General features: G+C 66.7%; 12 protein-coding genes. 5 read left to right on the top strand and 7 right to left on the bottom strand.

The window, feature by feature from the left end; genetic code table 11:
• Nucleotides 1-114: 114 nt before the first annotated feature.
• Nucleotides 115-2,547: a DUF3772 domain-containing protein gene (locus C1931_RS18705; protein WP_199913893.1), complete on the top strand. Its 2,433-nt coding sequence runs from the start codon at nt 115-117 to the stop codon at nt 2,545-2,547.
• Nucleotides 2,548-3,026: 479 nt separating this feature from the next.
• Here the strand turns inward: C1931_RS18705 and C1931_RS18695 are convergent, their stop codons facing one another.
• Together C1931_RS18695 and C1931_RS18690 are read right to left on the bottom strand one after the other, a co-directional pair.
• Nucleotides 3,027-5,132, bottom strand: coding sequence for a phosphoglycerol transferase I (locus C1931_RS18695; RefSeq protein WP_108757396.1), 2,106 nt, complete (start codon nt 5,130-5,132; stop codon nt 3,027-3,029).
• Nucleotides 5,133-5,363: 231 nt separating this feature from the next.
• Nucleotides 5,364-7,007, bottom strand: a complete 1,644-nt coding sequence (locus C1931_RS18690; RefSeq protein ID WP_234412399.1) for an AarF/UbiB family protein — start codon at nt 7,005-7,007, stop codon at nt 5,364-5,366.
• 288 nt (nt 7,008-7,295) lie between these two features.
• On the opposite strand from C1931_RS18690, the gene C1931_RS18685 reads away from it, so the two are divergent.
• A complete protein-coding gene (locus C1931_RS18685; protein ID WP_108757394.1) occupies nt 7,296-8,222 on the top strand; it encodes a DUF808 domain-containing protein in 927 nt (308 codons plus the stop codon).
• Nucleotides 8,223-8,392: 170 nt separating this feature from the next.
• Here the strand turns inward: C1931_RS18685 and C1931_RS18680 are convergent, their stop codons facing one another.
• The gene (locus C1931_RS18680; RefSeq protein WP_108751120.1) at nt 8,393-9,931 is read right to left on the bottom strand and encodes a GGDEF domain-containing protein; all 1,539 of its coding nucleotides are present in this window, start codon (nt 9,929-9,931) and stop codon (nt 8,393-8,395) included.
• A 106-nt stretch (nt 9,932-10,037) separates the two neighbouring features.
• Here C1931_RS18680 and C1931_RS18675 point away from each other — a divergent pair, with 106 nt between their 5' ends.
• Nucleotides 10,038-10,673 carry an NAD(P)H-binding protein gene (locus C1931_RS18675; protein ID WP_108757393.1) on the top strand — a complete coding sequence of 212 codons (636 nt, stop codon included), beginning with the start codon at nt 10,038-10,040 and terminating at the stop codon, nt 10,671-10,673.
• A gap of 329 nt (nt 10,674-11,002) precedes the next feature.
• On the opposite strand, the gene C1931_RS18670 is transcribed toward C1931_RS18675, so the two are convergent.
• The 4 genes from C1931_RS18670 to pdhA are packed head-to-tail and all read right to left on the bottom strand — an operon-like array spanning nt 11,003 to nt 14,885.
• Nucleotides 11,003-12,391: a dihydrolipoamide acetyltransferase family protein gene (locus C1931_RS18670; RefSeq protein ID WP_108757392.1), complete on the bottom strand. Its 1,389-nt coding sequence runs from the start codon at nt 12,389-12,391 to the stop codon at nt 11,003-11,005.
• Nucleotides 12,388-12,741: an SH3 domain-containing protein gene (locus tag C1931_RS18665; RefSeq protein WP_108751116.1), complete on the bottom strand. Its 354-nt coding sequence runs from the start codon at nt 12,739-12,741 to the stop codon at nt 12,388-12,390. Before C1931_RS18665 ends, C1931_RS18670 begins: the two co-directional genes overlap by 4 nt.
• 1 nt (nt 12,742) lies before the next feature.
• Nucleotides 12,743-13,810, bottom strand: a complete 1,068-nt coding sequence (locus C1931_RS18660) for an alpha-ketoacid dehydrogenase subunit beta (protein ID WP_108751115.1) — start codon at nt 13,808-13,810, stop codon at nt 12,743-12,745.
• On the bottom strand, nt 13,803-14,885 hold the full coding sequence (pdhA, locus tag C1931_RS18655; RefSeq protein WP_108757391.1) for a pyruvate dehydrogenase (acetyl-transferring) E1 component subunit alpha: 1,083 nt from the start codon (nt 14,883-14,885) through the stop codon (nt 13,803-13,805). Before pdhA ends, C1931_RS18660 begins: the two co-directional genes overlap by 8 nt.
• 335 nt (nt 14,886-15,220) lie before the next feature.
• On the opposite strand from pdhA, the gene C1931_RS18650 reads away from it, so the two are divergent.
• Complete coding sequence (locus tag C1931_RS18650; protein ID WP_108757390.1) at nt 15,221-16,096, top strand: tryptophan 2,3-dioxygenase family protein; 876 nt, start codon at nt 15,221-15,223, stop codon at nt 16,094-16,096.
• A gap of 180 nt (nt 16,097-16,276) precedes the next feature.
• The gene (locus tag C1931_RS18645; RefSeq protein WP_108757389.1) at nt 16,277-17,776 is read left to right on the top strand and encodes an oligopeptide:H+ symporter; all 1,500 of its coding nucleotides are present in this window, start codon (nt 16,277-16,279) and stop codon (nt 17,774-17,776) included.
• The last annotated feature ends 8 nt before the right edge of the window (nt 17,777-17,784 follow it).

Raw genomic sequence — 17,784 nt, 5'->3', positions numbered from 1 at the left:
GGCTGCAGGCTACGGTAGAGTCGAGCTTGCTCGACTGCTTTTCTCGACTCTACGCGGGCGTTACCCCCTGTGCCGTATAGTCGCGCGCAGGCGCGGTGGTCCGCGCGAACCGGTGTGGCTGGCTTGCTTTCCTTCTTCCGAACGATCCTGAAACGTGGCCCGTCGCTGGCGCTGCTGTTGTGTGGTGCGCTGCTGCTGGCCGCGCCGGTGCTGGCCCAGGATGACGACCCCACGCCGAAGCAGCAGCTGGCCAGCATCGAGGCCAGCCTGAAGGATGTGGAGCGCAAGCGCGACGCCGCCGACGCCATCGAAACGCTGGCGATGCTGTCCGAAACCGCTTCGCAGGCGCGCCGTGATGCCGAGGCGCTGGACAAGAGTCTGCAGCCGCAGCTGGATCAGTTGAACGAGCAGCTGAGCCAGCTTGGTCCGGCGCCCGACGGCAGCACCGAGCTGCCCGAGCTGGCGGCACAGCGCCGTAACCTGACCCGCCAGCGCGATGCGCTTGCCGCGTCCATCGCCCAGGCCAAGGCCAGCGCCGTGCGCGCCGGCCAGTTGGCCACCGATATCGACAAGCAGCGCACCGCCCAGCGCACCGAGGAGCTGGGCCAGAAGGTGGATTCGCCGTTGTCGCCCTCGCTGTGGCGCAAGGTCGCCAAGCAGCTACCGATCGACGTTGCCCGGGTGATGCCGTTGGCCGAGCAGGGCCGTGATGCCCTGGGTGCTGCCCTGCGCAAGGAAGGCTGGAGCACGCCGCTGCTGGGCCTGCTGGCCGCGCTGGTGATGATGTTCCCGCTGCGCCTGTGGCTGCGTTCGCTCGGTCGACGTTTCGCCGCTTCCGAACGCGCCCCGGACGGGCGCCTGCGCCGTTCCGGCCTGGCCATGTGGTTGCTGCTGGTGGGCACCCTGTTGCCGGGCTACGCGGTGGTGGTGTTCATCGCTTCGTTGAACGCCATCGGCGCCATCGCCCCGCGACTGCAGACCGTGGCCGAAGGCGTGCAGCAGGCCACCTTCGCCGCCGCCTTCATTGCCGCGCTCAGTGCCTGCCTGCTGGTGCCCACGCGGCCCTCGTGGCGCTTGTTGAACCTGGATGACACCGCGGCGCTGAAACTGCGCAAGTACGCCTGGGGTGCGGCAGCGCTGGCCTGGCTGAGCACGGTGCTGGTGGCCATCGACCGCGCCACGCGCACCAGCGATGTGACCACGGTGGCGCTGGACGGTGTGATCGCGCTGACCTACCTGGGCCTGATCATGGCCATGCTGGTGACCTTGGCGCGCCTGCACCGCCGGCAGACCGCCGAAGCCGAAGCGAAGCTGGAAGCGCAGGCCGACGGCCAAACCGTGGCCACCCCGGTGCGGCGTGGCAGCTGGCTGGTGCTGGCCCGCGTGGCCGGCAACGCAGCGGTGGTGGCAGCGATCATCGCCACCCTGCTGGGCTACGTGAACTTCGCCAAGTTCGTGAACCAGCAACTGATCGGCGGCACCATCGTGGTGATGGCCGCCATGCTGCTGTTCAAGTTCGTCGATGACTTCTGCACCTGGCTGCTGAACGCCGACAGCAAGGTGGGCCAGACCATCCTGCTCAGCACCGGCCTGAGCGTGTCGCGGCTGGAGCAGGCCGGCGTGCTGCTGTCGGCGATGCTGCGTACCCTGGTGGTGCTGATCGCACTGCTGGCGCTGGCTGCGCCGTTCGGCAACATCGGCACGATCGTCGAGCGCATCGGCTCGCTGGCCAACGGCATCGTGATCAACAAGGACCTGACGCTGCAGCCGGGCCGCATCGTCACCGGTGTGCTGGTGCTGCTGGTGGGCATCGGCCTGACCCAGCTGATGCAGCGCTGGCTGACCGACACCTACCTGCCCAAGACCGAGCTGGACCTGGGCGCGCGCAATTCGATCAGCACGATTGCCGGCTACGTGGGCATCATCCTGGTGGGCCTGTGGGCGCTGACCGCAATGGGCCTGAACCTGAAGAACCTGGCGCTGCTGGTCAGCGCGCTGTCGGTGGGTATTGGTTTCGGCCTGCAGGCGATCATCCAGAACTTCGTTTCCGGTCTGATCCTGCTGGCCGAGCGGCCGGTGAAGATTGGCGACTGGGTGAAGCTGGGTGACCAGGAAGGCGACATCCGCCGCATCAACGTGCGTTCGACCGAGATCCAGGTGGGTGACAAGTCCACGTTGATCGTGCCGAATTCGGAACTGATCACCAAGACGATCCGCAACATGACGATGGGCAACAACCAGGGCCGGATCCAGATCCAGTTCGCGGTGCCCACCAGTACCGATGTGGCGGGGCTGCGGCAGGCGCTGCTGGATGCCTATGGGGCGCACACGTCGGTGCTGCAGCAGCCGGCGCCGTCGGTGTATATCGACAGCATTGCCGGTGGCCAGATCACGTTCAACAGCTTCGCTTACGTGGCCAGCCCGCGACAGGTCTACGGCACGCGCAGCGATCTGTATTTCAGCCTGCTGCAGATCCTGTCCGAACGGGATATTCCGCTGTCCACCCCGACCGACATCCACCTGGTACGCGACACCCCGGCGGAGTAAGGGAGTTTTTGTGTGCAGGGCTTGCAGCCCTGCACCCGCCGTAGAGTCGAGCCATGCTCGACTGAAGCAACGTCAAAGGCGGGTGGGCTGAGGGTTGGCGGGGTGGGTCCGGTTGAGGGGGACGCCGCAACCGGACCCACCCCGCCTTCGACAGTTGGCCGCGATCTGTGGGGAGTGCGCTTGGGGTCAGATCCGTTTTCCGTAGGAAAACGGATCTGACCCCAGAAACAATTCGATATCTGACAGATGTGTCGACCAAGGTCGACACCTACCCACAGCCGCGGGGCACTATCAGAGGTGGGGCGGTGTCGGATTGCGGGGTGTCCGCCGCATGGATGCGGCGGCCAAGCCTACAGGGACGTACTTGCGGCGTCCCCGCAATCCGACACCGCCCCACCATCCCACGTAATACACGCTTCTGCCGTTGCCGTTGCCGTTGCATCGAGCGGGTGCAGGGCGCAGCCCTGCCGAACCCCCCCTTACCCCCGCGGTCTGCCGCGCGAGGGCACCAGGGCGAAGGTATCCACGGCCAGCTTCTCGGCATGGTTCAACCACGCGCGGATTTCCAGATCGTCCACTTCGTGGTCCAGACCGAACGAGACGTTGATCTTGCCGTCGGCATCAGGCTGCACCCACTGCTGGGCCAGCACCACCTTGCGCTGCGACGACACCGCTTCGATCCAGAAACCACGGTCCGGGCGCGTGCTGGCCACCAGCTGCAGCATGTACTGGCCGGCGCGGGTGCGGCGGCCCTTCTGGGTGATCATGTGCGCCTGGCGCACGCTGGGGCGCGGTCCCTGGAAGGCTTCCAGCGGCGCGTCCACGGCAATGCCACCGCGCAGATCGTCGTCGCGGTACAGCTTGATGCCGTTGTCGCGGTTCACCAGCAGCGCGCACCAGTCGCCGTCGGCCGAACCGTCCTCGAACGCCGTGCAGCGGTCCACGTAGGCCAGGGTGTTGTCCGGGTCGGCATCGTCGAACTGGCGCGAGGTGTTTTCCAGGTACACCGATTTCAGCGCCCAGTCCTTGTCGTACTCCAGCAGCACCGGCGGCTGCACCTGCTGCAGACCCACCACCACCTGGTCATCGCCATCGATCTTCAGTTCGCGGGTTGGCTCGCCCAGCCACAACGAACGGGCGAAGGCCAGGTACTGCGGGTAATCGCGGCCGCCATCGCGGCGGGTGGCTACGCTGGCGCTCGGCGCGCGGTCGGTGTCGATCAGCGAGCGGCCAAAGCCCATGGTCTTCAGGTTCGGGTCCAGCAGGCTGAGCAGGGTGGCGCCCGAATCCAGCGTGGTGCCGGCCTCGGTGGTCAGCTGGCGCGGGGCAATGCCATCGCCCAGGAACAGCAGCAGGTTCTCGCGCTTCTGCCGGGTCAGGATGTGGCTCAGGTCGTTGGGCATGGCCAGGTGATCGGAGGCGATCACGATCAGCGTGTCCTTGCCGTACGGACTGGCTTGGATGCGCTGCACCAGCTGCGAGATCAACCGGTCGCTGCACTTGAGCGCATTGAGCATGTTGATGTTGCCGTACTGGCTGTCGTAACGCTGGCCCTTGCAGGCCACCGGCAGGTGCCCGGCCGGGTGATGGGTATCCATGGTCAGCGTGGTCAGCATGAAAGGCTCGCCCTTGCGCGAGAGCTGTTCGAAACGCTGGTAGGCGGTATCCAGCAGCACGTCGTCATGCACGCCCCACGGCGAGTAATGCACGCGGCCGATCTTCTTCTGCTGCTTGAACCAGTCCAGATCGTGTACTTCGTCGAAGCCGTGGCTGGCCAGGAACTGGCCCTTGCCGGCGAAGCGGCCGTTGGCACCGCCCAGGTAGTGGTTGGTGTAGCCCTGCTGCTTCAGGTAATCGCCCAGGCACACGGCCTTGGGCAGGAAGCTGCCCATGCGGTCCATGCTGTTTTCATCACCGGGCGAGGTGGTCAGCGGCACGCCGCACATCGACGACACCAGGCCGGCAATGGTCCAGCCGCTGCCTTCGGCCGAGGCAAGGCCGCGCACATCCAGCGACTGGCTGGCAAGGCGATTGATGTTGGGCATCAGCCCCGGGAACACGTTCTCGTCCAGGTAGGTGCGTTCCAGGCTCTCGCCGTAGATCCAGACCACGTTGCGCGGGCGCTGCAGCGGCTGCGTGGGCACCTGGTATTCGGGGGCGATGCGCGCGAAATCGACCGGGCGCAACTGCTGGTACAGACGTTGGCCATCGCGCGCCAGCGGGCTGATGAAGATCGTTGCCATCCACACCACGGCGAAGCCTGCGAACCAGGCTGCGCCACGGCCGGGGCGGCGCCAGCGCTTCACCCGGGTGGCGAACAGCGGCAGCAGCGACACCAGTGCCAGCACCACGAAGCCAGCGATATAGCCCTTGAAGTCGGCTACGCCGGCGCCTTCCATGTCGGCACCCAGGTGGTACAGGGTGGCCGCATTCAGGCCATCGCCAGAGAGCTTGTCGATCAGCCACCAGGCACTGAGCGACAGCAGCAGCAGCGAGAACAAGGCAGCCTTCGACCACACCCACTTATCGGACGCGAGGAACAACCAGGCCAGCAGCAACAGCGACAGCAGCAGAATCCAGAGCATAGGCAGCTTCGGCAGTGACGGGGTGGTGGTGATGGACGTCGTACCGACGCGTGTCCATCCAACCGACGCTGCCGCAAGCACACACACATGACAGGTCGATGACCCGATCATGCCTGCGCGAACCTGACTGAAATGTTTGTTCGTTACATGATGTGAAATCGCGCCGCATTGGTAAAACCAGCGTGAAAACAGCTACGCGATTTCATTAAGACGGTGCACGCACTGCCCGCTTCAGCGATGCCCGCGTTCTTCGCGTGCGCGTGCACGGCGATCAAACAGCAGTGCGCTGGTAACGATGCCCAAGCCCAATACCACACCGATCAGCATCAACAGAAGCGCGATGGCGGGGTAGCCGAACACATGCCAGCCGGTCTCCAGCTTCATCATCAGCGATGCGGCCATGATCAGTGCCGCACTGATGATGCCCGCCGCCACGCGGTTGGCGATCTTCTGCAGGTTTTCCATCAGCCGCGATTCTTCCAGCCCGGTCACCTTCATCTGCAGGCGGTTCTCGGCCAGAAGCGCCATGATGTCCGACAGCTTGCGCGGCCCGTCGCGCAGCAGCTGCTGCAGCTCCATCGCTTCGCTGGCCAGGTTGGCAGCCGAAAGCGACTTCTTCAGGCGCGCACGCATCACGTGCTGAAGCTGGCGTTCGACGATGCGTCGGGTATCCAGGTCCGGTGCCAGCAGGCGGCACACCGTTTCCAGGTTCAGCAGCGCCTTGCCCAGCAGGCTCAGTTCCGGCGGTGTGCGCAACCCGCATGAGGTGGCGATGCGCACCATGTCCAGCACCACGCGGCCTTCGGAGAAATTGCCGTTGGCCGCATAGCGCGCGATCAACTGGCCGGTCTCGCGCAGGTAGCGTTCCTCGTCGAAGGCTTCCAGCCGCGTGCTGATGCTGATCAGATCGTCGGCCACTTCCTCGCCGCGGCCATCGACGGCGGCGAACAGGATCTTCAGCAGGCGCTCGCGCAGCCGCGGTGGCATGTGCGCCACCATGCCCAGGTCGAAGATGGCCAAGCGCCCATCCGGGGTGACGCGCAGATTGCCCGGGTGCGGATCGGCGTGGATTTCGCCATGCACGAAGATCTGGTCCAGGTAGCCGCGGATCAGCGCGGCGGCCAGCGGGTCCATCGCCTGTTCGGTGCGACGCACACCGGGAATCGCGTCCACGCGCACGCCAGTGGCCAGTTCCATGGTCAGCACGCGCTGGCTGCTGAAATCCCACAGCGGCTGCGGCACCCACAGGCGCCGGAACGGCTTCAGGTGACGACCGAAGCGCGCCAGGTTCTCGGCCTCGGCGTGGTAATCCAGTTCCTGCATCAGGGTCTTGGCGAACTCGTTCAACCAGTCGCGCAGGCGCACGCGGCGGCCCACCTGGGTCAGGTGATCGGCGGCCAGGGCGAAGCTGCGCAGCGCTTCCAGGTCCGAGCGCAGTTGCGCGGCCACTTCCGGCTTCTGCACCTTCACCGCCACCTGGCGGCCGTCGCGCAGCACGGCGCGATGCACCTGGGCAATGGAGGCGCAGCCCAGCGGTTCCGGGTCGAACGAGGCGAACAGCTTGTTCACCGGTGCGCCCAGCTCCTGTTCCACGATCGCGTGGATGCGCTGCACCGGAATGGCGGCCACCTTTTCCTGCATGCGCTCCAGCGCGGTGGCGAATTCCACCGGCACCATGTCCGGGCGGGTGGACAGCATCTGCCCCAGTTTGACGAAGGTGGGGCCCAGCGCTTCCAGGTCGCTGACGAACTGTTCGGGATTGCCGTCGGGCGGCACGTCGGTATGGCTGCCCGCCGCATCCAGGTTCATGCCGGAAAACACGCCGGAATGGCGATAGCGCATCAGCAGGCGCAGGATCTGGCTGCGCCGGTTCATGCCTGTGACCAGCGGGGGATTGCCCGGGGCGGTGGACGGATTGCTCAAACGACACTCCTTGAAAGCGACGGCACCCTGTTGGTAGCGCCGGGCCACGCCCGGCGGACACCCTGTGCAGGTAGCGCCGGGCCATGCCCGGCGGACACCCTGTGTAGGTAGCGCCGGGCCATGCCCGGCGGATTTGGCAACGCCCCCAGTGTCCCCGCAGCGCGGTAGGCGCGCGGTGAACCCGCTACCGCCGTTGCCCCTGATCGGTCAGAATCCGTCCATTCCCTCTCTGGAAGTGCCATGGCCGGTGCCAGTCTGTTTGCCCTGCTCGACGATATCGCCACCCTGCTGGACGACGTCTCGATCCTCACCAAGGTTGCCGCGAAGAAGACCGCCGGCGTGCTGGGCGACGATCTGGCCCTGAACGCGCAGCAGGTGACCGGCGTGAACGCCAACCGCGAACTGCCGGTGGTGTGGGCCGTGGCCAAGGGCTCGCTGGTGAACAAGGTGATCCTGGTGCCGGCGGCGCTGGCGATCAGCGCGCTGGAAGCCTGGCTGCACAGCCGTGGCTGGAACGTGCCGCTGATCGTGCCGCTGATGATGATCGGCGGCGCCTTCCTGTGCTTTGAAGGCGTGGAAAAGCTGGCGCACCGCTTCCTGCATTCCGCCGACGAGGACGCCGAGCACCAGGCCGAACGCCGCAAGGCGCTGGCCGATGAGCAGGTGGACATGGTGGCGTGGGAAAAGGACAAGGTGAAGGGCGCGGTCCGCACCGACTTCATCCTGTCGGCCGAGATCATCGTGCTGACCCTGGGCGTGGTGGCGGTGGCCTCGTTCACCCAGCAGGTGCTGACCCTGACCGTGGTGGCGCTGGCGATGACGGTGTTCGTCTATGGCCTGGTGGCCGGCATCGTGAAGCTGGACGACGTGGGCCTGTATCTGTCGCGCAAGGGCGGGGCGGTGGCCGCGTTCGGGCGGGGCCTGGTGCGCTCGGCGCCGTGGCTGATGAAGTTCCTGTCGGTGGCCGGCACCATCGCCATGTTCCTGGTGGGCGGCGGCATCCTGGTGCACAACATCCCGGCGCTGCACCACGCGGTGCAGGCGATGGGCGGGGAAGGGCAGTGGGGCTGGCTGATCAGCGCAGCGGCGAACATGGTGGTGGGTATCGTGGCTGGCGCCATCGTGCTGGCCGCCGTGACCGGCGTTCAGAAGCTGCGCGGGCGGTAGCAGCGGCTGCTCATGCCAACCAAGGTTGGCATCTACCAGAGCAGGTTTTCCGCCAGGCGCTGCGGCTCTGGTAGTGGCCGACCTTGGTCGGCCCCGTGATCCATGCATGCCAACCAAGGTTGGCATCTACCAAAGCGGGTTTTCCGCGGGAATCGGCCCGGCGGATCGCATCAACCCGCCTGTACGCGATTCTTGCCGTGGCGCTTCGCCTCGTACAGCGCATCATCGGCACGCCGCAGCAGGCTCTGTGCATCGTCGCCGGGCTGCCACTGCGCCAAGCCAGCGCTGAAATGCACCGGCACGCGCTGGTCGCGCACGGTCAGCACACGGTGCGCCAGTGAACGCTGCAGACGCTGGACCGTGGCCATGCTGTCTGCGCCCTGTGCATCGGGCAGCACCAGCACGAATTCATCGCCACCCAGGCGGGCCACGCCATCGGTGGCACGCAGCAGCAGCCGGCACACCGACACCAGGTGCTGCAGCAGCGCATCGCCACCGGCGTGCCCGTGGGCCTCGTTGGTCTGGTGGAAGTCGTCCAGATCAATCACCGCCAGCCCCAGCGGCGTGTTGTTGCGCGCGGCACGGGCCAGCTCGCGCTGCAGCAGTTCGTCCAGGCCGCGGCGGTTCAGGGCCTGGGTCAGCGGATCGATGCGGGCCAGGTCTCCGGCCTCGCGCAGTTCCTGTTCCAGTTCGGTGATGCGCTGTTCGGCGCGTTCCACTTCGGCGCGCGCGCTGGCCAGATGGTCGCGTGCCTGCGCGGCCTGCTGCTGCACCTTGCCGGTGTCATGCATCACTTCCTGCAGCAGCTGGTTCAGATCGGCGATGCTGCGTGCTTCGCGCAGCTGCAGCGCATAGCTGCCGATACGGTCGTGGTATTCGCCGGTGCTGGTGGCCATGCCATCCATGCGTTCGATGAACTCGCCCATCAGCCCGCGCATGGCGGCCTTGGATTCATCGATGCCCTGGCGCAGCAGCCCCTGCTTGTAGATCACTTCGCGCAGTTCGGCGCGGGTGCGTTCCACCGCTTCGGTGTCCAGCGGGCCGGTCAGCAGCTGCTGCACGGCGGTGATCTGGCCCTGCAGCCAGCTGCGGTCGTCCAGCAGCTCGCTTACGTTTTCCAGCAGCAGGGCAAACAGTTCCAGCAGCAGGGCCTGCTGTTCCTGCCAGCTTTCCGCGCGCACGCCCACCTGGTGGCCGAGTTCGCGCACGCCCTGTTCGATGGGTTCCAGCGCCACGCCGGGCTGCCACTGGCGCAGGCGCGTTGCCAGCGCCTGGGCCTGCTCGCGCAGGTCGGGGTCGTGCTGCAGCAGGGCCACCACCGCACCGCCCAGCAGCAGCCGCAACTGTTCGGACAGGCGCAGGCTTTCGGGCTGGCCATCGGGGGAGTGCTGTTCGATGGTGCGGATGTACTTGTCGATCAGCTGGCGCATGGCCCGGCCATAGCGCGGCCAATCGGCGCTGGCCTGGGCCGACTGCAGGCGGTCGCCCATGTCGCCCAGCTCGCCGGGCAGGGTGGCCATGCCGTTGGCGAAGGCGGCCAGCAGCGGCTCGGGCGCATCGGCGCCGGCGAACAGCTGCTGCAGGGCCACGCCGCCGCCGCCCTGCAGCACCACCCGGTCGGCCCGGCCATCGTCCACCACCGCGCGGACGCGCGCCGGCGGCCCAAGGGCGGTGCCGGGGGCAGGGCGGTGGTCTGGCTGGTCCGTCATGGAGCGAATCCCGGGGGTGGCAGGGGCTGGTTCCAGCATATCGGCGCGGCCGCGCACGGCTTGAACGGATAGCATGGGGCCACAGAATGCAGCAGTGGGGGTGGGTATGCGTGTGATGTTGCTGGGGGCGACCGGGCTGGTCGGTGGTCTGGCGCTGCCGATGCTGCTGGACGACCCGCGCTGCCGCGCCGTGGTGGCACCCACGCGGCGGCCGCTGGACCTGCGTGATGCCAAGCTGCACGCGCCGGTGCTGTCCTTCGACGCAGTGCCCGAGGCGCCGGACTGGGCGCAGGTGGACGCGGTGATCTGCGCCCTGGGCAGCACCATGGCCCAGGCCGGCAGCCGCGAGGCGTTCTACCGGATCGACCACGACTACCCGCTGGCCTTCGCCAATGCGGCCCGCACCCAGGGCGCCCGCGCCTTCGTGCTGAATTCCGCGGCCGGGGCCAACCCGCGTTCGGCGGTGTTCTACCGCCGGGTGAAAGGCGAGCTGGAGCGCGACCTGCGGGCGCTGGAGTTCGCCTCGCTCACCCTGGTGCGGCCCGGCTTGATTGGCGGCCATCGCCAGCAGGTGCGCCGCGGCGAAGCGTTCGCGCTGAAGGTGCTGGGCGCGTTGGATCCGGTGCTGCCACGGGCCTGGCGGATCAACCCGGCCGAGCGTATTGCCAAAGCACTGGTGGATGCCGCGCTCGCCCCGGCGCCGGGCGAGCACATCGTGCCATCGCGGGATCTGGTGGGCTGAGCGGTAGAGTCGAGCTTGCTCGACTGCCTTTGCTCTTCGCTCTTCGCTTTCCGTAGAGTCGAGCTTGCTCGACTGCTCTTCGCGAACAGCAGTCGAGCAAGCTCGACTCTACCAAGGCAAATGCCAAGGCAAATGCCAAGGCAAATGCCAAGGCAAATACCAAGGCAAATACCAAGGCATTTGCCAAGGCAGTGGATCGCCGCATTGCGCCCACAAAAAAACGCCGGGCATTGCCCGGCGTTTCTCCAACCCATGTGCCAACCAAGGTTGGCACCTACCATTCAGTTCATGTGCGAACCCAGGTTGGCACCCACCCATCAATGGGTCGATCAGCTGGCCAGTGCCAGGTCGTCCATCATCGCGCGCAGGAAGCGGGCCGCTTCGCCGCCGGTCGCCGCGCGGTGGTCGAAGGTGACCGACAGCGGGATGACCTTGTGCGCTTCCACGCCGCCCATCACCGGGGTCATCTGGTGGCGGGCACGGCCGGCACCGACGATGGCCACGCACGGCGGCACGACCACCGGGGTGGCGTAGCGGCCGGCGAACATGCCGAAGTTGGACAGCGAGATGGTGTAGCCACTCAGTTCCGAGGCGGCGATGGAACGCGATTCCACCTGCTCGCGCAGACGGTTCACGCCTTCGCGGATGCCGCGGGCGTCGAGCATGTCGGCATTGCGCAGGGCCGGCACGAACAGGCCGTCGTCGGTGTCCACGGCAATGCCGATGTCCACCTGCGCGTGCAGGGTGCGGGTCAGTGCCTCACCGTCGAACCAGGCGTTCATGGCCGGCACCTTCTGCGCGGCCACCACGATCGAACGCACCAGGCGCGCGGTCACATCGTTGCCCGGCAGCCAAGCGTGGATGTCGGCGTCGTCGTTCAGCGTGGTCGGCACGACCTTGCTGTGCGCGTCGGCCATCACCCGCGCCATGTTGCGGCGTACGCCCTTCAGCGGTTCCGGCTGGCCCTTGGCGACCACGCCCGGCGGCTGGGTGCGCATGGGCTTGCCGGCGGCCGACAGCGGGGTGCGGGCTTCGTTCTGCACCGGCGCCGACACCTGCGCCGGAGCCGGCGCTGCATAAGCAGCGGCAGCCACCGGTGCCGGGGCGGCGCCCAGCTTGGCGGTGCCGTTGGCAGCGGCCTGCTTCACGTCGGCCATGGTCACCGCGCCATCGGCGCCGGTGGCACGCACGCGCGACAGGTCCACGCCCAGCTTGCGCGCGGTGGCACGCACGGCCGGCACGGCCTTGACGCCACCAACGGCCAGCGCCTGTTCGGTATGTACGGCGTTGGAGCTCTGCATGGCGCCGACCACGGTGCCAGCGTCATCGCGCTCGGCCTTGGCTTCTTCGGCCACGGCCGGGGCCGGGGCTGCAGTCGGAATGGGCGGCGGGGTCGGTGCGGCGGCAGCCGGTGCCGGCGCATGGCCGTGGCTGTGGCCGGTGTCCTGGCCATCGGCGCGCTGCGGCAGGTTCGGGTCGATCTCGAAGCTGGCCAGCACCGAACCGGTGGGAATGATGTCGCCGGCCGCGCCGGACAGCTTCAGTACCTTGCCGGACACCGGCGAGGGTACTTCCACCACGGCCTTGGCCGTTTCCATCGACACCAGCGGTTCGTCCAGCTTGATCACATCGCCTTCCTTCACGAACCATTCCACGATGGTTGCGTCCGGCAGGCCTTCGCCCAGGTCGGGCAGGTTGAAGTTCTTGGTCTGGCTCATGTGCAGTTCTCTTCCAGCAGTTCCAGTTCGCGGGCCGGCAGCCAGCCCGTCGCGCCGTTGGCGCGCTCGGACCACCACCACCCACCATGTTCGTGATGCAGCTTCACCATCTCGCCGCTTTCCACATCCAGCTCGCGGGCGTCGTAGTCGCGCAGGGCTTCGGCGCGACCTTCGTCCAGCGGCTGCAGCCAGGCGACGGGCGCCCAACCGGCGCGCCCATCGTTGCTGCGTACCCAGGCAAACGCCGGCCATTCTTCGTCACGTACACCCACTTCGACGATCTGGCCGGTGCGGAACCGGAGCGGATTGGAATATTGGCTGCGGTAAGCCCCCAGCAGGCGGGCCCGCATGTCAGCCCGCCGCCACCGCGCGCTTGGCCGCGGTCACGATCCGGTCCACGCTGGGCAGGTACTTCATTTCCAGGCGGAACAGCGGAATGTGGGTGTCGTAGCCGGTAACGCGTTCGACCGGGGCCAGCAGGTCATACAGCGATTCTTCGGCCAGGCGGGCGGCAATCTCGGCACCGAAACCAGCGGTCTTCGGCGCTTCCTGCACGACCACGCAGCGGCCGGTCTTGGCCACCGATTCGGCGATGGTGGCAAAGTCCAGCGGGCGCAGGGTGGCCACGTCGATGACTTCAGCACTGATGCCTTCGCCGGCCAGCTTGTCGGCCGCTTCCAGCGCTTCCTTCACCTGTGCGCCCCAGGCAACCAGGGTCACGTCGGTGCCGTCGCGCAGCACGAAGCAGACGTCCAGCGGCAGCGCTTCGCCGTCGTTGACGACCACTTCCTTGTACTGGCGGTAGATGCGCTTGGGTTCCATGTAGATCACCGGATCGGGATCGCGCATGGCGGCCAGCAGCAGGCCATAGGCACGCTGCGGGCTGGACGGCAGCACCACGCGCAGGCCCGGCACGTTGGTGAAGATCGATTCGTTGGCTTCGCTGTGGTGTTCCGGCGCGCGGATGCCACCGCCCCACGGCACGCGCAGCACCATCGGGCAGTGCAGGCGGCCACGGGTGCGGGTACGCAGGCGTGCGGCGTGGCAGATGATGTGGTCCACCATCGGGTAGACGAAGCCGTCGAACTGGGCTTCGGCCACCGGCTTCATGCCCTGTGCGGCCAGGCCGACGGTCAGGCCGGCAATGGTGGTTTCATCCAGCGGGGTGTCGAGGATGCGCTGCGAACCGAAGCGCTGCTGCAGGCCGGCGGTGGCGCGGAACACGCCACCGTTCACGCCCACGTCCTCGCCCAGCACCAGCACCGACGGGTCGTGTTCCAGCTCCCAGGCAAGCGCCTGGGTGATGGCTTCGATCAGGGTGATGGGGGTAGCGGTCATTGCGATGTCTCCACCGGCGACAGCGGCGCTGTCGGCGGCATTGGCCTGGGAAGCGGAAGCGCCGTGCTTGATCTCATCCATGGCGCTGCTCCAGGGCAATGGCAGCCGCGCGCTGGGCCAGCAGGTCCGCCGGCGGGTCGGCATACAGGTAGTCGAACATGGCCTCGACCGGCTGCACCGGGGTGTTGAGGTACTGGTTCACTTCCTCGTCCACCTTGGCCGCGCACTGCTCGACCCAGGTCTTCTCTTCTTCTTCGCTCCACACGCCGTGGGCGACCAGGTACTTGCGCAGGCGCAGCATCGGCTCGCGGGTCCAGGCGTCCTTCACTTCGGCGTCGTCGCGGTAGCGGCGGGCGTCGTCGGCGGTGGTGTGGTCGGACAGGCGGTAGGTCAGCAGTTCCAGCACCGTGCCGCCTTCGCCGGCCAGGCCGCGTTCGCGCGCCTGTTCCATCGCGGCCAGCACTGCAATCAGGTCGTTGCCGTCCACCTGCAGGCAGTGCAGGCCGCCGGCCAGACCCTTCTGCGCCAGCGTTTCGGCACCGGTCTGGGCCGAGCGCGGCACCGAGATGGCCCAACCGTTGTTGACGATGCACAGGATCAGCGGCAGCTTGTAGGCACCGGCCGAATTGAGTGCAGCGTAGAAGTCGGTCTTGGAGCTGCCGCCATCGCCGCACACCGCCACCGCGATCTGCGCTTCGTTGTTCAACTTGAACTTCAGCGCAGCGCCGGCGGCATGCAGGCACTGGGTGGAAATCGGCACGCAGAACGGGAAGTCCTTCACCGCGTTGCCGGTGTAGTCGTTGCCGCGCTCGTCGCCGCCCCAGTACATCAGCACGTCGTATGGGCGCACGCCACGCATGAACATGGCGCCGTACTCGCGGTAGCTGGGGGCGAACACGTCACCCTGCTTCATCGCGGCGCCAATGCCCACGTGCGCGGCCTCGTGGCCCAGGCAGGCGGCATAGGTGCCCAGCTTGCCGGTGCGCTGCAGCGCGATGGATTTGCTGTCGAACGTGCGCACGTACAGCATCTGCTTGAACAGCGGCACCAGGACAGCCGGATCCTTCAGGGATTCGGGCAGGTCGTTGCGGACGAGCTTGCCGTCCGCGTCCAGGTACTGCAGGTATTCGATCTTGAACTCGGCGGCTACCGTCATTGCGTACTGCACCTTCGACAGAGAAGTTACAAATGATATGAATCGCCATGTTAAGGAAGGCGTACGAAATAGCCTTCCTGCGGCGCAACACGGCGATTCCCCGTTGTACCCCTGCCGACGGGTGGGGGGCCAATAACAACAACGTATTCAGTCGTTGCTGCAAAGCATCAGAATACGCCTTTGGCTGACTGCTGGCGCAACGGCGCAAACGGTTCCACGCGCAGCGGGGCGCTCGCGGCTGGCTCCACGGGCCACCGCACGCCCCGGTACGGTGGGCGCCGCTGCCAGCGCGGCGGCAACGCGCTACCCTTGCCGCCCCTGATCTGGTCCCGCCCATGTCCGTCGACAACAACCAACGCGATCTCGAAGCTGGCATCCACACCGATCTGCAGGGGCGCCTGACCTATGGCGGCTACCTGCGGCTGGACCAGCTGCTGAGCGCGCAGCAGCCGCTGTCCAACCCGCCGCACCACGACGAGATGCTGTTCATCATCCAGCACCAGACCTCGGAGCTGTGGCTGAAGCTGCTGGGCCACGAGCTGCGTGCGGCGATCGGCTTCCTGCAGCGCGACGAGGTCTGGCAGTGCCGCAAGGTGCTGGCCCGCAGCAAGCAGGTGCTGCGCCAGCTGACCGAACAGTGGTCGGTGCTGGAAACCCTGACCCCGTCCGAGTACATGGGCTTCCGCGACGTGCTGGGCCCGTCCTCGGGCTTCCAGTCGCTGCAGTACCGCTACATCGAGTTCCTGCTGGGCAACAAGAACGCGCAGATGCTGCAGGTGTTCGAGCATGACCCGGCTGGGCAGGCGCAGCTGCGCACCGTGCTGGAAGCGCCCAGCCTGTACGAGGAATTCCTGAAGTACCTGGCCCGCTTCGGCCACGCCGTGCCGGCGCTGTACGACAGCCACGACTGGACCCAGCCGCACGTGGCCGACGACACCCTGCAGCCGGTGTTCGAACGCATCTACCAGGACACCGACCGCTACTGGCGCGAGTATTCGCTGTGCGAGGACCTGGTGGACCTGGAAACCGCGTTCCAGCTCTGGCGCTTCCGCCACATGCGCACGGTGATGCGGGTGATCGGCTTCAAGCGCGGCACCGGTGGCTCGTCCGGCGTGGGCTTCCTGCGGCAGGCGCTGGAGCTGACCTTCTTCCCCGAACTGTTCCAGGTGCGCAGCACCCTGCAGGCCGGGCCCCCGGCAGATCAGGCCTGATCCCCATTCAGCTTGGCCTGCCGCGAGCGGCTGGATCGTTTCAGATGCAAGTTCAGCGAGCAGGTCGTGACCTGCCTCAAACGGCGTGTATTTGACGTGAACGCCACAAGTCGGTGATCCTCGCGCGTTGCTCCAGCGCACAGCGGATGTGCCGTCCATCCACCGAACCAGGAAACCCGCATGAGCCTAGACGCCACTGCGAACACCCCAGAACCGGCGCTGCCGGACTTCAAGACCACGCTGGGCCACCCGCGCCCGCTGTGGATGCTGTTCATGACCGAATTCTGGGAACGCTTTGCGTTCTACGGCATCCGCTGGGCCTTGGTGCTGTACATCGTCTCGCAGTTCTACAGCGGCAATGCCGCCGGTGAAGGCGATGCCAGCCGCATCTACGGCGCCTACCTGGCGCTGGTCTACGCCGCGGCGATCTTCGGTGGCTACGTGGCCGACCGGGTGCTGGGCTACCAGCGTTCGATCCTGACCGGCGCGGTCATCATGGCCGCCGGCCTGTTCATGATCTCGCTGCCGCAGGAGCACATCTTCAAGCTCGGCCTGGCCACGATCATCGTCGGCAATGGGCTGTTCAAGCCGAACATCTCCACCATGGTGGGCAAGCTGTACGGCCTGAAGGACGAACGCCGCGACTCCGGCTTCACCATCTTCTACATGGGCATCAACATCGGCGCGATGATCGCCCCGGTGCTGACCGAATGGCTGGCACGCAAGGTGTTCGGCACCTCGGAAATGCCGTCGTACAAGGTCGTGTTCATCGCCTCGGGCGTGGGCATGCTGATCTCGCTGGTGTGGTTCTACATCGGTCGTGCCGGCCTGAAGGGCATTGGCGCACCGCCGGCCGGTGCCGAAGGCTTCGGTCGCATCGTGATGGTGCTGGCCGGTGCCGTGGTCGCCATTCCGGTGGCCTACTTCCTGCTGGCCACCGGCGCCACCGCGCTGGCCTGGATCCTGGGCGCCATGTTCACCGCCCTGGCCATCCTGCTGCTGGTGGAAGGCATCCGCGAGGGCAAGGTGCAGCGCGACCGCGTGATCGCCATGCTGATCATCTTCGCCTTCAACGTGATGTTCTGGATGTTCTTCGAACAGGCCGGCAGCTCGTTCACCTTCCTGGCCGAAAACATCGTCAACCGCCAGTTCGGTGACTGGACCTTCCCGACCGCGTGGTTCCAGTCGGTGAACTCGGTGGCCATCATCACCCTGGCCCCGATCATTGCCTGGATCTGGGTGGCCATGGGCCGCGCCAATCCGTCCATCCCGCGCAAGTTCGGCCTGGGCCTGCTGTTCAACGGCGCCGCCTTCGCCCTGCTGATGTTCGCCCTGTCGCAGATGGTCGTGGACGGCAAGATCCCGTTCTGGACCCTGTTCATGGTCTACGTCATCCAGTCGGTGGGTGAGCTGTGCCTGTCGCCCATCGGCCTGTCGATGGTGACCAAGCTGGCCCCGGTGCGCCTGGTCGGCTTCGGCATGGGCGGCTGGTTCCTGTCCACCGGCATCGGCAACAACCTGTCGGGCATCTTCGCCGGTGCGGTCAGCGGTGAAGGCGGCATGACGATCGAATCGGCACTGAAGGGGTATACCTTCGGGTTCTGGGCGTTGATCGGTTCGGGCGTGGTCCTGTTCCTGATCGCGCCGCTGATCAACAAGCTGATGCACGGCGTCAAGTAATCGCGAGG

The sequence above is a fragment of the Stenotrophomonas sp. YAU14A_MKIMI4_1 genome, from assembly GCF_003086855.1.
GTDB lineage: Bacteria > Pseudomonadota > Gammaproteobacteria > Xanthomonadales > Xanthomonadaceae > Stenotrophomonas.
Note: the sequence above shows the minus strand (reverse complement) of the source record. Positions and strands in the feature narration are given on the sequence as shown.

Bases quoted from the DNA above. Each gene is read 5' to 3' on its own strand.
- C1931_RS18690 (WP_234412399.1), bottom strand. From the start codon at position 7,007: ATGAACCGGCGCAGCCAGATCCTGCGCCTGCTGATGCGCTATCGCCAT.
- C1931_RS18685 (WP_108757394.1), top strand. From the start codon at position 7,296: ATGGCCGGTGCCAGTCTGTTTGCCCTGCTCGACGATATCGCCACCCTG.
- C1931_RS18670 (WP_108757392.1), bottom strand. From the start codon at position 12,391: ATGAGCCAGACCAAGAACTTCAACCTGCCCGACCTGGGCGAAGGCCTG.
- C1931_RS18660 (WP_108751115.1), bottom strand. From the start codon at position 13,810: ATGGATGAGATCAAGCACGGCGCTTCCGCTTCCCAGGCCAATGCCGCC.
- C1931_RS18665 (WP_108751116.1), bottom strand. From the start codon at position 12,741: ATGCGGGCCCGCCTGCTGGGGGCTTACCGCAGCCAATATTCCAATCCG.
- C1931_RS18675 (WP_108757393.1), top strand. From the start codon at position 10,038: ATGCGTGTGATGTTGCTGGGGGCGACCGGGCTGGTCGGTGGTCTGGCG.
- C1931_RS18645 (WP_108757389.1), top strand. From the start codon at position 16,277: ATGAGCCTAGACGCCACTGCGAACACCCCAGAACCGGCGCTGCCGGAC.
- C1931_RS18695 (WP_108757396.1), bottom strand. From the start codon at position 5,132: ATGCTCTGGATTCTGCTGCTGTCGCTGTTGCTGCTGGCCTGGTTGTTC.
- pdhA (WP_108757391.1), bottom strand. From the start codon at position 14,885: ATGACGGTAGCCGCCGAGTTCAAGATCGAATACCTGCAGTACCTGGAC.
- C1931_RS18680 (WP_108751120.1), bottom strand. From the start codon at position 9,931: ATGACGGACCAGCCAGACCACCGCCCTGCCCCCGGCACCGCCCTTGGG.
- C1931_RS18650 (WP_108757390.1), top strand. From the start codon at position 15,221: ATGTCCGTCGACAACAACCAACGCGATCTCGAAGCTGGCATCCACACC.